Raw genomic sequence first — 14,394 nt, 5'->3', positions numbered from 1 at the left:
GAACTGCAATGAGTAAACCTTTCACGCGACCACTCGGATTTTGCAGAAAAGTCTCAACTAAGCTGCGACGGAGCGCCAAAATTTGGCTTCCCGCCTCTGTTATTGCAGGCTGCGTGATTGGACTCCGATTCACAGGCGCGCTCCAATCCTGGGAACTCGGCAGTCTCGACATCTTCTTTCGGTTGCGTCCGCTTGAAGCCGTAGACGATCGCATCGTCATTGTCGGCATTCGCGAAGAAGAGTTGCAGCGCTACAAATGGCCGCTGGGCGATCGCACGCTGGCAAGACTGCTGGAAAGCATTCAGTCTGCAAAGCCCCGTGCGGTCGGGCTAGATATCTATCGTGATGTCCGAGTTGATGATGGACACGCCGAACTGTTGACTACCTTTAGAGCGATGCCGAACCTGATTGGAATTCAGCAGATGCCCGATTCATCAGGACGAGGGGTTGCACCTCCGCCCGTACTGGAGGAGCTAAAACAGGTCGGTTTTAACAATGTGATCTATGATGCCGATCGCAAAATTCGGCGGTCGCTGCTGTACTGGTTTGATGCCGACAAGCGCAAGCATCGCAGCTTTGCAATGCAGTTGGCGCTGCTGTATCTCAAACAAAAGGGCATTCAAGAAGAAGGCGCAAAGCTCGATCGTAGACAGTTGCAGCTTGGACAGGCAGTATTTCAACGCTTTCAGTCTAGCGATGGCGTTTATGCGAATGCCGATGCAGGCGGGTATCAGATTTTGGCAAACTTCCGGGGTGGGGCGGGACGCTTTCGCACCGTTTGGATGCAGGACATTTTAGAAGGTAAGGTTCCGGCTGAGAAACTGCGCGATCGCATTGTGTTAATTGGTTCATTTGCCCCCAGCCTGAAGGATTTTTCCGCGACCTCGTATTCTGGCAGCATCAATCGCCCCCCGGAAGACGTGGCAGGAGTGGAGATTCAGGCGAATATTATTAGCCAGATTTTGAGTGAAACACTGGATGGGCGAACGCAGCTTAAATCCTGGAGTGAGCCGATCGATGCGATTTGGATCTGGGTCTGGTCGATCGTGGGTATCAGCGTGAGTTGGCATCTGCGGCTTCCTCAGCGAAATTTGATCGCTGTGTTTGTGATCGGTAGCGGTCTGTTTGCAATCTGCTACGGCTTATTTCTGGCAGGCTGGATTGTGCCATTAATTCCGGCAGGCATTGTACTGTCCGCCTCCACTGCTGCGGTGATTGCTGCGATCGCGCATTCTGAAGAGGAATTAAAGCGATCGAAGGAATTTTTACACTCGATTATTCAGTCAATTCCTGATCCGGTCTTTGTGAAAGATCAACAGCATCGCTGGATTGTGCTGAACGAGGCTTACTCGAAACTGCTCGGAAAGCCAATCTCCGAGGTGATTGAAAAGTCAGATTATGAAGTCTTTCCCGAACATGAAGCGGAAGTGTTTTGGCAGCAAGATGATCTTGTTTTCAAACATGGGAATGAAATAGAACACGAAGAAGAATTCACCAATGCGAACGGAATCACCTATAAAATTGCCACGAAACGATCGCTGCATAAAGATGTAGCGGGCAATTTTTTCTTAGTGGGTGTGATTCGAGATATCACACAGCGAAAAACGATCGAGGCTCAACTTAGACAAACCGCAGAAGAATTGTCTCAGTCGAACGCGCAACTCCGCTTAAGTCAAGAGCGATTAAACTATATTGCAAATCACGACGTATTAACCGGATTACCCAATCGCGCATTGCTTTACGATCGCATTAGTCAAGCTTTGGGGATTGCAAGATCAAGCCATCAAATTCTGGCATTGATGTTCATTGATTTAGATGGATTTAAACAGATTAATGATCGATTAGGTCATCCAATCGGCGATCTATTGTTGCAAGCAGTTGCGAAACGATTGACCGGATGTTTAAGAACGAGTGACACGGTTGCGCGATTGGGTGGAGATGAGTTTGTGGTGCTATTGCCCACGATTCCAGGGGTACAGGATGTCGCACAAGTTGGACGCAAAATTCTCAATACCTTATCGCAAGCCTTTGCGATTTCAGGAGAAACATTATCTGTTACGGCAAGCATTGGGATTGCCTTGTTTCCTAATCACAGCGATCGCTTAGAAGCCCTGATTGAACTGGCAGACAAAGCCATGTATGAGGCAAAAAAAACCGGAAAAGGTCGATTTGCATTTGCCGATCCGCTTCCGGTTGAAAATTCAAATGTGAGCGATCGTGATTAGCTAACGGTTCGCGTTAACAGCACCGGACAGTTTGCATACACTCGCACATAATCGGATAGCGATGTTCCCAACAGGCGATCGAGATCTGGCAGTCCTTTGGCAACCGAAGGTCTGCGATCGGGTGATCCGAGCATCAATAAATCTGCTTTTGTTTCATCAGCGACACGGCAAATTGCTTGACCTGCCTTACCGACTGCTGTAACTGTGCGATAGCTCACTCCGTACTGTTTCGCTTGAGCGATCGCTTCTGCAAAAACCGAATCTTTCTCGGCTTCGGCTCCGGTTTTTTCACTGGCTTTGGGATTAGAATCGATGTGGATGAGCGTCAACTGTCCGCCTTTGATATCCCGCAGTAGAGAGAGTGCTAAAGAGAGACATTGCTTTGAGGCTTCGGACTTGTCGATCGCCACTGCAATCCGATTGATTGCCCGCACGTAGATGTCATCTTTGACCAGCAGCATCGGACGTGACGAAAGCTGAAACACATACTGACTGACGGAATTTTCTAGGATCGAAACCAGTCGCTTGAGTCCTCGCGATCCCATAATGATCAAGTCTGCATTCACTTCGTCGGCAGCTTTTAGCACTTCCGTTTTGGGATCGCCCTGCCGCAGCATTGCCGAAACGTGATTCGGTTCTAGTTTAAGCGACTGTACCGCCTGTGCCAGCACTTTTCCGCCTTCTTCCCACTTTTCAGTCATCGCGTCTGCGCTAGTTTGCGGGGGAACGACGTGCAGCACTGTTACCATGGCTCGCTGGATCGACGGAATCGCCATCAGCGCTTTCAGCATATCCTCGGAACGTCCTGTACCCGAATCCGCTAATAAAATTTTTTCTATCATCGCTTCGCCTCGTTTCTGCGTAGACTTTAAAACTAGAGTGGTGTTTAGAGATCGAGAGTGATTTTTCTCGGTCTGCGCCTGTTTCAAGTCTAGGCGGTGGCGCTACTCTGTGTTCATTATGGTTTGTAAAGTACGATCGTGCCTCAATCTCCCCAGCTACCCCCTTCGGATCTCGTTCCTGCGTCGATCTCGCCTAATTGGTTTGATTATCCGATCACGGTCTATGCTCACCATACCGATTATGCTGGGGTTGTTTGGCACGGTAGCTATATTGCGTGGCTCGAAGAAGCGCGGATCGAGTTTCTCAAGTCGCGCGGAATTGATTTCGCGCAGCTTGTGGAAATGGGCTGCAATTTGCCTGTGATTGATCTTTCGATTCGCTATCATCAAGCGCTGCGGATGGGGATGAAAGCGATCGTGAGAACGCAATTGATGCCGATCGAGGGTGTCAAGCTTCCGGTTGGGTATGAGATTCGCTCGCTCGATCACACGGTGCTGTATGTCAGTGGTCGGGTGGTGCTGGTTGCGGTGGATATGGAAAAAGGCAAGATTTTAAGACGACTGCCGCCAACGGTTCAAAGTGCTTTAGCGATCGTGCGTTAATTTAGCATTCCTCTACTACGCTTTTACGAGGGAAGTGATGTGTCGCAGGACTTCTGGAAACTGCTATTACTCTTAACTCTGTACGGCTTGCGACTTTGAATTTTTGATAAAAAATTTTTATTATGGGCAGGTGAATGGTGATTTATAACAGTTCTTCATTCTTATAGTCAGAATCTGCGCGATGTTGGGGAAGTCTAGGGGGATACACCGGAAGTGCGTCTTTGATTTAAGAAGTTCTCATGAAGCAAGAATTCTACAGCCCTGAAGATCGTTACGCTGCGTTTCCGGCATCTGTGAATCCACCGGATGCCTTGGCTGAGTTTTGGGATGGACTCGATGAGGAGAATTTTGAAGACCCGCAGAGCAACAGAAACGAGACATTAACGATCGAGCGCGATGCTCAGGCGACGATCGAGCCACCGCCCGGACTGCCGGATGCGAAGCCCCGCTACATTCAAGGTGTTGTCATCGGGACACAAGCTCATCTTGTGACCAACTTACTAAAACAGGAATCGATCACCCTGAGACAGTCGCAGAGAGTCTGGACGATCGGGCGGAATCGATCGGCAGCGCTACCTCTGCAAGATCGCAAACTATCGCGTCGTCATGCGGTAATTCTGTATCGCGAGGGTCGGTTTTATCTAATCGATCTCAACAGTATGAATGGGTCTTACGTCAATGGTGTTCGGGTTCAACAGCGCCAGCCACTTCACGATGGAGATTGCATCTGTGTGGGAAGCACTCGATTTTTCTTTTTTGTGAGTGTTCAAGAACGGGTCGTTCAGGCGCTACATCCTGAAGTGCTGGAGCGGTTAAACAATGCAGAAGTGCGGAACGGTGCATTTATTGACTTTTCGGAACTCCAAGAAGAGATTTCGTTCAATCTGAATAAAACGGATTAGAATTGCCGCGTCCAATCTTGCCAGCGTTCGACAATCACTTTCGTTTGGGTGAAAAATTCGATCGCCTGCCAGCCCTGACCGTGGAGATCTCCGAAGAAGCTTTCTTTCCAGCCGCTAAACGGAAAGAAAGCCATCGGCGCGGCAACGCCAATATTGATGCCGATGTTTCCGGCTTCGGCTTCATAGCGGAATTTGCGGGCGGCGGCTCCGCTTGAGGTAAATAGCGATGCCATGTTGCCGTACTGACTGCGATTAATCAGGGCGATCGCGTCGTCGATCGAGTCTAAGTGAATTAGACTCAGCACCGGGCCAAAAATCTCAGTCTGAGCAATTTTCCCGGTCGGATCGATGTTTTGCAGAATGGTTGGGCGCACAAAGTAGCCGTTTTCGTAGCCGGAAATTCGCGGCGATCGACCATCGACTAGAATATTTGCGCCTTCGGTTTCAGCTTGATTGATGATTGTTTCGATGCGAGTTTTGCTTTGATCGGTGATAACAGGGCCCATTTGCACTCCCGTATCGAGTCCGAATCCGACTTGTCGAGTGGTAGCAGCTTGGGCGATCGCATCCGTAAAAGTGGTTTTGGCACTGCCGACGGTGATGGCGATCGAGGCGGCTAAACAGCGCTGACCCGCACAGCCAAAAGCGCTATCCGCCATAATTTTCGTAGTCATGGTAATGTCTGCATCGGGCAGAACAATCACCGGATTTTTGGCACCCCCTTGACACTGCGATCGTTTCCCGTTTGCGGCGGCTCGACTGTAAACATACTTCGCAACTGGGCTGGAACCGACAAAGCTAATGGCTCGAATGCTTGGATGATCGAGCAAGGCATCAACGACTTCTTTCGCACCATTGACTAAATTGATCACACCCCTGGGTAAGCCTGTTTGCTCGATCAGATTAAAAATTTTCTGCATCGTGAGCGGAACCCGTTCAGAAGGCTTGATGATGCAGGTATTGCCACAGGCGATCGCATACGGCATAAACCAGAAGGGAATCATGCCCGGAAAGTTAAACGGCGTAATGATTGCGGTGACTCCCAAAGGTTGCCGGATCATGTGTTCATCAATGCCACGGGCAATGTCTTCGGAGTTGTAGCCCTGCATCAGAATGGGAATGCCGCAAGCGACTTCAACGTTTTCGATCGCTCGTCGCATTTCGCCTTTGGATTCTGCGATCGTTTTACCGCATTCGAGGGTGATGGTTTGGGCGATGTCTTCAAAGTGTGCTTCGAGCAGTGCTTTGAGTTTGAAAAGGTACTGAACTCGCTCGGTCGCGGGGGTGCGTCTCCAGGCAGGAAAGGCAGTTTGAGCGGCGGTGGCAGCGCGATCGACTTCGCTTGCGGGAGAGAGAGGAACTTTGCTGAGGACTTCGATCGTGGCGGGATTGATCACTTCTAGATAGGTTTCGGCAGTCGGTGTAGACCATTCACCATTGATGTAGTTTTGAACGATCGAAGAAGATTGCGTCATGGTTTTTCCTCACTCTCAGCTTCGATCATAATGGGCGATCGCAATAAGCCAAAAATTGTGGATTGTTCGATGCAGTAATTCGGCGTTTCGGCGAATTCACGGTAGATTAAGAGCTTGCCCTCTCACGATGTGTTTATGCACCGAATCGCTGCGACTCCTGGAGGTTGGACTCCTGATCTCGAAGGCGTTGTTTTTATCGAGCAAGCTCCTGCCCCGATCGTGGTGATCACGGCAGCAGATACCGATATTCAAACGCTCTCCAGCGCGATTACTCAATTGCCCTCTGGATTTCCCGAAGTGCGGGGTGTGAATTTGCTTCAGCTTCAGCAGCAATTGACGATCGATACCTATGCAGAAGAGGTGTTAGAAGCAGCAAAGGTGATTGTGCTGCGGATTATTGGGGGGCGGTCGTATTGGTCGTATGGGTTGGAAGTCGTGCGCGAAACGGCAGAAAATTCGGGGGCGACTTTGATTGTGCTGCCGGGGGACGATCGACCGGATTTAGATTTGATGAGCCATTCGACGGTTCCGTTTGCTCAGGTTGAGCGAGTTTGGCGCTATTTCAACGAAGGTGGAGCCGAGAACTATCGCAATGCGCTTCAGTTTTTAGCGAAGACTTACTTAGGCGTTGAGGCTGAGTTCGCTGATCCACAGGTTGTGCCGCGTGTGGGATTGTATCGAACAGGCGAGCAGTGTAGCTATCGATCGGGTAAACGTTGCAGCGATCGCAAAGTTGGAATTTTGTTTTATCGCGCTCATTATCTTTCGGGTAATACTGCGGTGATCGATGACCTGTGTGCGGCGTTATGCGATCGTGATTTATGTCCTGTTCCCATTTTTGTTTCTTCGCTGCGTGATCCGGATGTTCAAAGTGAATTGCTGACTTATTTTCAACCGAAGGATCGATCGGGGATTGATATTCTGCTGAATACCACAAGCTTTTCGCTGGGTTCTACGATTCCGTTTGGAATGACTGCTGCTGCGGATGCACCCGAACTCTGGCAAACTTTAGATATTCCGGTGCTGCAAGTGATTTTAAGCGGTGGCACAGTGGAACAATGGCAGGCACAACTGCGGGGACTTTCGCCGCGAGATACTGCAATTAATGTGGCATTGCCGGAAGTGGATGGACGGATTATTAGTCGGGCAATTTCGTTTAAGGCGGTGCAAGCAAGACATCCGGAGTTGCAAACGGAAGTTGTAACTTATCAGGCGGTACGCGATCGAGTCGAATTTGTTGCAGCGTTAACTCGAAATTGGGTCGAATTGCGACGCAGTGAGAAGCGCGATCGTAAAGTTGCGCTGATTTTAGCGAATTACCCAACTCGCGATGGTCGCCTAGCCAATGGTGTTGGTTTGGATACACCTGCAAGCTGTATTGAAATTCTCAAAGCGCTACAACACGAAGGATATACGGTTGATAATATTCCTGAGAATGGAGATGAATTAGTTCTGCAATTAACGAGAGGTGTGACCAATGATCCAGAAGCGAGAGAATTACGCAATGTGAATCAGTCGCTATCGTTATCGGAATATCAAACATATTTTTCAACGTTACCGCCATCGGTTCAAGAATCGATCGTCGATCGCTGGAGTTCAGCCGCAGAACCGTTTGCGATTCCTGGAATTCAGTTTGGTAATGTGTTCGTTGGAATTCAGCCTGCACGCGGATATGATCTTGATCCGTCTTTGAACTATCACGCTCCAGATTTAGAACCTACGTATCAATATTTAGCGTTTTACTACTGGGTGAGAGAAACCTTTGGCGCACAAGCGATCGTTCACGTTGGCAAACACGGAAATCTCGAATGGCTTCCGGGAAAAAGTGTGGCGCTTTCTGAGAATTGTTTTCCTGAGATTGCGATCGGCGCTTTACCGCATTTCTATCCGTTTATCGTCAATGATCCGGGTGAAGGCTCCCAAGCTAAACGTCGCGCCCAAGCGGTCATTCTCGATCACCTTACGCCACCGATGACTCGTGCAGAGCTTTATGGTGGCTTGCAGAAATTAGAGGCGCTGATCGATGAATATTACGAAGCGCAAAATCTTGATCCATCCCGGTTAAATGTGGTTCGCGATCGCATTATTGATCTGGTTGAACAAGATAATCTTAAATCTGAACTTCCTAGCGATGCGGATTCGATTCTCGATTTGATTACGGATACCGATCGCTATCTCTGCGAATTAAAAGAAGCACAGATTCGAGATGGATTACATATTTTCGGAAAATGTCCAGAAGGGCGGCAATTAAGGGATTTGATTGTGGCGATCGCACGTCATCCGCAGCCCGATCGAGTTGGGTTAACCCGCGCCATTGCTGAAGAGTGGGGACTTGATTTTGATCCGTTAACGGCTGATCCGGCAGAGCGTTTAGACGAGTCGCTTGAAGTGATTCGCTGCGATGAGGAATTCGGAAAGCCCCCTAAGTCCCCCAGAATGGGGGACTTTGAGAGCGAGGAGGTTTTCCAACTGCAAGGGAATTCACGCACTTCAAAGTCCCCCACTCGTGGGGGATTTAGAGGGCAGAACTCACCCAACCGAAGCGCAAAATTCCGAACCGTCGGAGACGCGATCGCCGCGATCGAAACCGAAGCCGCAAACTTAGTCGATCGCCTACTCCAGCAAGACATCCCCCAAGACCGCGCCTACACCGCCGAACTCAACTGGATTCGATCCTTTTTGCTTCCAGCTTTGCAAAACACTCATCAAGAAATCGACTTTCTGCTGCATGGCTTAAATGGCGGTTACGTCCCCGCCGCACCATCAGGCGCACCCACGCGCGGACGACCCGAAGTTCTACCTACCGGACGGAATTTCTACTCGGTTGATATCCGATCGATCCCCACCGAAAGCGCATGGCAAGTCGGACGTAAAGCCGCAGAAGCGATCGTCGAACGCTACACCCAGGAAAACGGCGAATATCCCCGCACGATCGGGCTTTCAATCTGGGGGACTTCGACGATGCGAACAGGCGGAGACGATTTAGCAGAAGCCTTAGCATTACTCGGAGTTCAACCTGTTTGGGATGGCATTTCTCGCCGCGTGGTTGATTTTGAAATTCTGCCGTTATCGGTGCTGAGTCGTCCGCGTGTCGATGTCACTTTGAGGATTTCAGGATTTTTCCGCGATGCGTTTCCGAATTTGATTGATTTATTTGATCAAGCAGTAAGTGCGATCGCTCAACTCGATGAACCCCCCGATCAAAATCCCTTAGCGGCTCAGGTCAAGCAAGAATCAGAAGTTTGGCAAGCAGCCGGATTGAGTGCTGAACTTGCCGATCGTCGATCGCGCCATCGCATTTTCGGCTCAAAACCGGGTGCGTATGGGGCTGGACTCCAAGGATTAATTGAATCTCAGAATTGGGAAACCGATGGAGATCTCGCTCGCGCTTACATTAACTGGAGTAGTTACGCTTATAGTAGTTCCGGTGTTGCTCAATCTGCTCCTGAAGCATTCCAGAATCGATTAAACCAAATGCAAATCGTTCTGCAAAATCAGGATAACCAGGAACATGATCTACTCGATTCCGACGATTACTATCAATTTCAAGGTGGATTAACCGCAGCCGTTCGATCGACTCAAGGCAAAAATCCCACGACTTACTTTGGTGATCATTCCCTGCCTGAAAATCCGAAGATCCGATCGCTCAAACAACAAATTGCGCGAGTGTATCGATCGCGGGTGATTAACCCTAAGTGGATTGCAGGCGCGATGCGACACGGTTATAAAGGCGCATTTGAACTGGCGGCGACGATCGACTTTCTCTTTGCTTACGATGCCACGGCTCAATGCGTTGAAGACTATATGTATCAAGGGGTTGCCGAAGCGTATCTATTCGATTCGACTGTACAGAATTTTATTCAATCTAAAAATCCTTGGGCACTGCGAGATATGGCAGAACGATTGCTCGAAGCCAATCAGCGCGGATTTTGGCAACAAGCCAACGAGAAAACCCTAGAGCAACTAAGAGAGATTGTGCTTGAAGCAGAAGGCGTGATCGAAGGACAAATTTCCTAAAATCCCAGCAGCGATACCTTAATCCAACGGCGCGATCGTCCGGTTGAGGTCGCTTCTGAAACTTGCAGCGCAATCTTTAACTCGCTGAGGGGTTTAGCAGTCTGAGCGATCGGGGTATTGAAACAGAGGGCGATCGCAATCACTAACACTAATGTCCAAGACAACGGAAATTTAAACAAGGGCAAAGGGCGATCCATTATTTCAGTGCGAACAGCTTGATCATTATGGCTGAAATTCAGAATTCTGATTCACTAACCTCTTTGATCTATATGATCTATGGCACTCCTGTTTAAGTTGTGGACGCTGAAAGAATTAGGAAGTAGGGGATAAAAAGGGAACAACTCCCCACTCCACAACTGATTTAGGATCACTATAGTAAAATCGTACAGCACCGAATTCTCTTAGGCGATATGCCCGATCGCTATCTCCTGTTCTACAAACCGTACAACGTCCTGAGCCAGTTTACAGACGATTCGCCTCCTTCAGAACCCCGCCTGACACTCAAAGACTTTATTCCGGTTCCAAATGTTTATCCAGTCGGGCGGCTCGATCAAGATAGCGAAGGCTTGATGCTGTTAACAAACAATGGACAACTCCAGCATCGTCTCAGCGATCCAAAATTTCACCACACCAAAACCTACTGGGTACAGGTTGAAAACATTCCCACAGAGCGGGCGATCGCTCAACTGCGTCAAGGCGTGACGATTCAGAACTATCGCACTCGTCCGGCGATCGTCGATCGTCTCGATGAACCCGATCTACCCCCCCGCGATCCACCCATTCGATTTCGCAAAAACATTCCAACCGCTTGGCTCGAAATCACGCTAACCGAAGGAAAAAATCGTCAAGTTCGACGCATGACCGCAGCCGTGGGATTTCCCACGCTCAGACTGATCCGAGTTGCGATCGCCCAACTCCGCCTCACCAATTTATCTCCTGGACAATGGCGCGACTTAACCCCTGATGAACTGAGGTTACTCCGCACCCATTAACTTGCTCAAAAACTTGCTCAAATTTTTCTTCTAAAAGGTGTAGACAATTTGATATTACACTTGTAGTATGGAAACACAGATTTTTACTTAGGACTATGACTCGTTCCATCTCGTCATGCCATTTCAAACCGTCCGACTCGCCCAGACAAGGGTGTGCGGTATTGGCGCGGCTATGGATGATAACGGTATGGTTCAGAGTGAGTGTGCAGGCGATTCACTTCGTTAGCTTCGCTACACCAGCAGGTGTTCGTCCATTCGACCTTCACGGCAGCGAAGAACAAAAATTTAATCTATTCAACACAAAAAGCGGGTGGTGTTTCCGTCTAACACCAATCTGAGGCAGCACATCAGGATACAAAGTTCTGATAACCCCCGCTCAAACCACTGAGACGGGGGTTAATTTTTCGCCAATTTCAATGGAGCAAACGGATGTTAAAGCTCATCTACACCGAATCTGGACTGCACTTAGAGCGCGTCACGATTTCCTTAGAAGCACTGGTTTCCCAGCGAATCGTTCTGGCGCTGCGAACCGGACAAACGCTACATATCGAGCCAAGCCGAGCTGCATTTTTACTGTCGATCGCGGCTCCTGGGTTTGCAGAGTTAGAAAGGCTGGTGCGGTTAGAGCAGGTGCCAGTGTCGATCGTGCCTGTCGATGATCAGTTTGTCGAAGTTAGCGTCGAAGGAAGCTGGATTGCAACGACAGTGGAAGCACACGCCGGAATGTTTGTTACGGCGTTGAGCGATCGTACCGAGTTCTTTGTCTACAAGCTGTGGCAGGCCACTCAACTGCAAGCATCTCCGCTAGTGTAATCGGCGTGCAGGATTTGGAGATTCTCGAATCCTGCACGCCTACCGAATGTGAAATCCTTGCAGAAAGTCGATCGCCTCAGTCTGCGTTGGCGGTACAAAGGTCGCGGGCTGAGCCAGAAATGCGAACTCTGCCTCCGCTTCAGAATATTTAATTCGCCGTTTACCAAACTGTGGATTGTCATACAGCAAGATAGAGCGATTGGCTGAGTTGAATAACGTCGATCGCGTCGGAGCGCGAAAAAATCGGATTTTCTGAATCGCGATCGGAATTGCCCGTAAAAGTTTTGCGGTGTCCACTTTCTGAATCGACTGACTTAGCGTGGTTACAAGCGTCTGAAACATCTGTAAGCTTTCTGGGGTCTGGCTTACGGCTTGCATGGGAATCGATCGCACCAGCGTTGTTAATGCTTGCTGCGTCAAGTTCGCATCGGCAAACGGCAAAATAGCGATAAACGCAGTCCAAAACAGGTCTTGGTCGCGATCGAGTTGAAATCTTAGCACCGTTCTTTGTTTGTGGGTTTGGATCTGCGGCGGCACGATCGCGTTACCTCGTCGAGCGAATTGCTGATAAGCCACAGCTAACGCACAATGAGCATCCGGGCTGAGGCGATCGTCGATCACCACCTCGACGATCGGCGGCGTTTCATGAAAATACTCGCTCGGATCTTGGCTAATAAAGCGGTAGATTTGGCTTTGATCTCCGTTTTGACTCAAATCGATCCAGTGACAAGTGGCTCCAGTGGTTTTAATGCCATACGGAACAACGGCGTGAAGCTTTGCGCCTGTGAGATTTGAGCCGCTGAAATCTGCACCTGTCCAGTCAGCGAAGGCAAGGTTCGATCGGGATAGATCGACGTGAACTAAGGTAGCATCTAGCAGTGTGGCATGACTGAGATTGGCTCCCGTCAGATTCGCGCCGCTCAATTTTGCCCCACTCAAATCTGCCCAGCGCAAATCCGCCCCGCTCAAGTCTGCCCAGCGTAAATTTGCCCCTTGCAAGTTCGCACCTTGCAAATTTGCCCGATTGAGGGTCGCCTGTCGCAGTTCTGCCTGACGCAAATCGGTTCCAGACAAATCTGCACTGCTCAGGTCACAACTGCTGAGATTTGCCGAGTGTAAATTGGCAGAAATCAGCTTGGCGTACCGCACATCCGATCGATTCAGGTTGGCTCGATTGAGATTTGCGCCGCGAAGTTTGGCATCCCGCAGATCCGCGCAGCTCAAATCGGCTCCTTGTAAATTTGCAGCGCTAAAATCGGTGCGGGTCAGTTCTGCTTTGCTGAGGTCGGCTTGCTCAAGGTCAGTATGCCGGAAGTCTGCCAGGATAAGATTTGCACCATGAAATTTAGCCTTCTGGCAAATCGAGTAGCTAAAATCTGCGCTTGTGAGCTTTGCCGCTTTGAAGTTGGCATTCCGCAGGGTCGCTCGACTTAAATTCACGCCTGGAAGATGCACCCCACTCAGATTTAGCTCCGAAAATTCCCGGATATTATCAGCGTATTTTTCCAGCAGTTCCTCGACCTTCATGAGCTTGTTTTGATCCTTATCCTAGAAATTCGGGTGGCTTTAGCGTTAACGTACCCAGATGTAGGTCAGAGTAAAGCGTTAAGGAAGAGATGATGCAGATTGGAATCGTGGGACTGGGATTGATTGGTGGATCGCTGGGACTGGATTTGCGATCGCAGGGACATACGGTTCTGGGTGTGAGTCGAAGACCGAGAACCTGTGAGATTGCGGTGGCGCGGGGCGCAGTCGATACGGCGGAAACGGATGTGTCGCTGCTATCTGATACTGATGTGATTTTTATTTGTACGCCGATCGCTCAGATTGTTCCGACCGTGCAGCAATTAATTCCACATCTCACACCCAGCACCGTTCTAACCGATGTGGGTTCGGTGAAGGCTGCGATCGTGAACGAGATCGCACCGTTATGGAGCAATTTTGTCGGCGGGCATCCGATGGCAGGCACAGCAGATAGCGGAATTGAAGCGGCAGTGCATGGATTGCTTGTCGGAAATCCCTACGTTCTAACCCCGACTAACACAACACCCGAAGCCGCGATCGCACGAGTTGAATTGTTGTTGCGTCCGCTACAGGTGAAATTGTTTCATTGCGAACCTGAAGATCACGATCGCGCCGTCGCTGCGATTTCTCATTTGCCTGTGATGGTGAGTGCAAGTTTAATTGCGACCTGTTTAGATGAGCCAGATTCAAGGGTGTTAAAGCTGGCTGAAGCATTAGCAAGTTCTGGATTTCGAGATACTAGCCGCGTCGGGGGCGGTAATCCTGAATTGGGGCTAATGATGGCGCAGTACAACAAGCCAGAGGTGCTGCGATCGCTGTTGTCCTACTGTAAGCATCTCGATAACATCATTGATCTGATTGAACAGGAGCGCTGGACAGAGCTTAAAGCAGTCTTCAGCCGAACTCAGGCAGGGCGATCGGATTTTTTGTAATGCTCAATCTACAAGATTACAAATACTGCCATCCGGTACGCAGGGGCTTATTTTTGGTAGGTTAAGGGT

Annotated in this window: 11 protein-coding genes; 7 read left to right on the top strand and 4 right to left on the bottom strand. The window is 49.6% G+C overall.

Annotated features, from left to right (window positions below; all coding sequences use genetic code 11):
* Positions 1-8: 8 nt before the first annotated feature.
* Positions 9-2,225 carry a CHASE2 domain-containing protein gene (locus NC980_RS04515; RefSeq protein WP_190379920.1) on the top strand — a complete coding sequence of 739 codons (2,217 nt, stop codon included), beginning with the start codon at positions 9-11 and terminating at the stop codon, positions 2,223-2,225.
* Here NC980_RS04515 and NC980_RS04510 read toward each other — a convergent pair.
* Positions 2,222-3,067 carry a universal stress protein gene (locus NC980_RS04510; RefSeq protein WP_190379919.1) on the bottom strand — a complete coding sequence of 282 codons (846 nt, stop codon included), beginning with the start codon at positions 3,065-3,067 and terminating at the stop codon, positions 2,222-2,224. The two genes, NC980_RS04515 and NC980_RS04510, sit on opposite strands and share 4 nt — an antisense overlap.
* 138 nt (positions 3,068-3,205) lie before the next feature.
* On the opposite strand from NC980_RS04510, the gene NC980_RS04505 reads away from it, so the two are divergent.
* Both NC980_RS04505 and NC980_RS04500 read left to right on the top strand, forming a co-directional pair.
* Positions 3,206-3,670, top strand: a complete 465-nt coding sequence (locus NC980_RS04505; protein ID WP_190379918.1) for a thioesterase family protein — start codon at positions 3,206-3,208, stop codon at positions 3,668-3,670.
* Positions 3,671-3,909: 239 nt separating this feature from the next.
* A complete protein-coding gene (locus NC980_RS04500; protein ID WP_190379917.1) occupies positions 3,910-4,572 on the top strand; it encodes an FHA domain-containing protein in 663 nt (220 codons plus the stop codon).
* Here the strand turns inward: NC980_RS04500 and NC980_RS04495 are convergent.
* Positions 4,569-6,047: a CoA-acylating methylmalonate-semialdehyde dehydrogenase gene (locus NC980_RS04495; protein ID WP_190379916.1), complete on the bottom strand. Its 1,479-nt coding sequence runs from the start codon at positions 6,045-6,047 to the stop codon at positions 4,569-4,571. The genes NC980_RS04500 and NC980_RS04495 overlap by 4 nt on opposite strands.
* A 135-nt stretch (positions 6,048-6,182) precedes the next feature.
* Here NC980_RS04495 and cobN point away from each other — a divergent pair, with 135 nt between their 5' ends.
* On the top strand, positions 6,183-10,064 hold the full coding sequence (cobN, locus tag NC980_RS04490; RefSeq protein ID WP_190379980.1) for a cobaltochelatase subunit CobN: 3,882 nt from the start codon (positions 6,183-6,185) through the stop codon (positions 10,062-10,064).
* Here the strand turns inward: cobN and NC980_RS04485 are convergent.
* The gene (locus NC980_RS04485; RefSeq protein WP_190379915.1) at positions 10,061-10,261 is read right to left on the bottom strand and encodes a hypothetical protein; all 201 of its coding nucleotides are present in this window, start codon (positions 10,259-10,261) and stop codon (positions 10,061-10,063) included. The two genes, cobN and NC980_RS04485, sit on opposite strands and share 4 nt — an antisense overlap.
* 213 nt (positions 10,262-10,474) lie before the next feature.
* On the opposite strand from NC980_RS04485, the gene NC980_RS04480 reads away from it, so the two are divergent.
* Positions 10,475-11,056, top strand: a complete 582-nt coding sequence (locus tag NC980_RS04480; protein ID WP_190379914.1) for a pseudouridine synthase — start codon at positions 10,475-10,477, stop codon at positions 11,054-11,056.
* A 429-nt stretch (positions 11,057-11,485) separates the two neighbouring features.
* Entirely contained in the window at positions 11,486-11,869 is a 384-nt protein-coding gene (locus tag NC980_RS04475; RefSeq protein WP_190379913.1) for an alr0857 family protein, read from the top strand.
* 39 nt (positions 11,870-11,908) lie between these two features.
* Here the strand turns inward: NC980_RS04475 and NC980_RS04470 are convergent, their stop codons facing one another.
* A complete protein-coding gene (locus NC980_RS04470; RefSeq protein ID WP_190379912.1) occupies positions 11,909-13,396 on the bottom strand; it encodes a pentapeptide repeat-containing protein in 1,488 nt (495 codons plus the stop codon).
* 92 nt (positions 13,397-13,488) lie between these two features.
* On the opposite strand from NC980_RS04470, the gene NC980_RS04465 reads away from it, so the two are divergent.
* On the top strand, positions 13,489-14,325 hold the full coding sequence (locus NC980_RS04465) for a prephenate/arogenate dehydrogenase (RefSeq protein ID WP_190379979.1): 837 nt from the start codon (positions 13,489-13,491) through the stop codon (positions 14,323-14,325).
* The last annotated feature ends 69 nt before the right edge of the window (positions 14,326-14,394 follow it).

Origin of the sequence: Leptolyngbya sp. AS-A5 (assembly GCF_039962495.1) — a bacterium.
Taxonomy (GTDB): domain Bacteria; phylum Cyanobacteriota; class Cyanobacteriia; order Leptolyngbyales; family Leptolyngbyaceae; genus Leptolyngbya.
Note: the sequence above shows the minus strand (reverse complement) of the source record. Positions and strands in the feature narration are given on the sequence as shown.

Bases quoted from the DNA above. Each gene is read 5' to 3' on its own strand.
- NC980_RS04515 (WP_190379920.1), top strand. From the start codon at position 9: ATGAGTAAACCTTTCACGCGACCACTCGGATTTTGCAGAAAAGTCTCA.
- NC980_RS04510 (WP_190379919.1), bottom strand. From the start codon at position 3,067: ATGATAGAAAAAATTTTATTAGCGGATTCGGGTACAGGACGTTCCGAG.
- NC980_RS04500 (WP_190379917.1), top strand. From the start codon at position 3,910: ATGAAGCAAGAATTCTACAGCCCTGAAGATCGTTACGCTGCGTTTCCG.
- NC980_RS04495 (WP_190379916.1), bottom strand. From the start codon at position 6,047: ATGACGCAATCTTCTTCGATCGTTCAAAACTACATCAATGGTGAATGG.
- cobN (WP_190379980.1), top strand. From the start codon at position 6,183: ATGCACCGAATCGCTGCGACTCCTGGAGGTTGGACTCCTGATCTCGAA.
- NC980_RS04485 (WP_190379915.1), bottom strand. From the start codon at position 10,261: ATGGATCGCCCTTTGCCCTTGTTTAAATTTCCGTTGTCTTGGACATTA.
- NC980_RS04480 (WP_190379914.1), top strand. From the start codon at position 10,475: ATGCCCGATCGCTATCTCCTGTTCTACAAACCGTACAACGTCCTGAGC.
- NC980_RS04475 (WP_190379913.1), top strand. From the start codon at position 11,486: ATGTTAAAGCTCATCTACACCGAATCTGGACTGCACTTAGAGCGCGTC.
- NC980_RS04470 (WP_190379912.1), bottom strand. From the start codon at position 13,396: ATGAAGGTCGAGGAACTGCTGGAAAAATACGCTGATAATATCCGGGAA.
- NC980_RS04465 (WP_190379979.1), top strand. From the start codon at position 13,489: ATGCAGATTGGAATCGTGGGACTGGGATTGATTGGTGGATCGCTGGGA.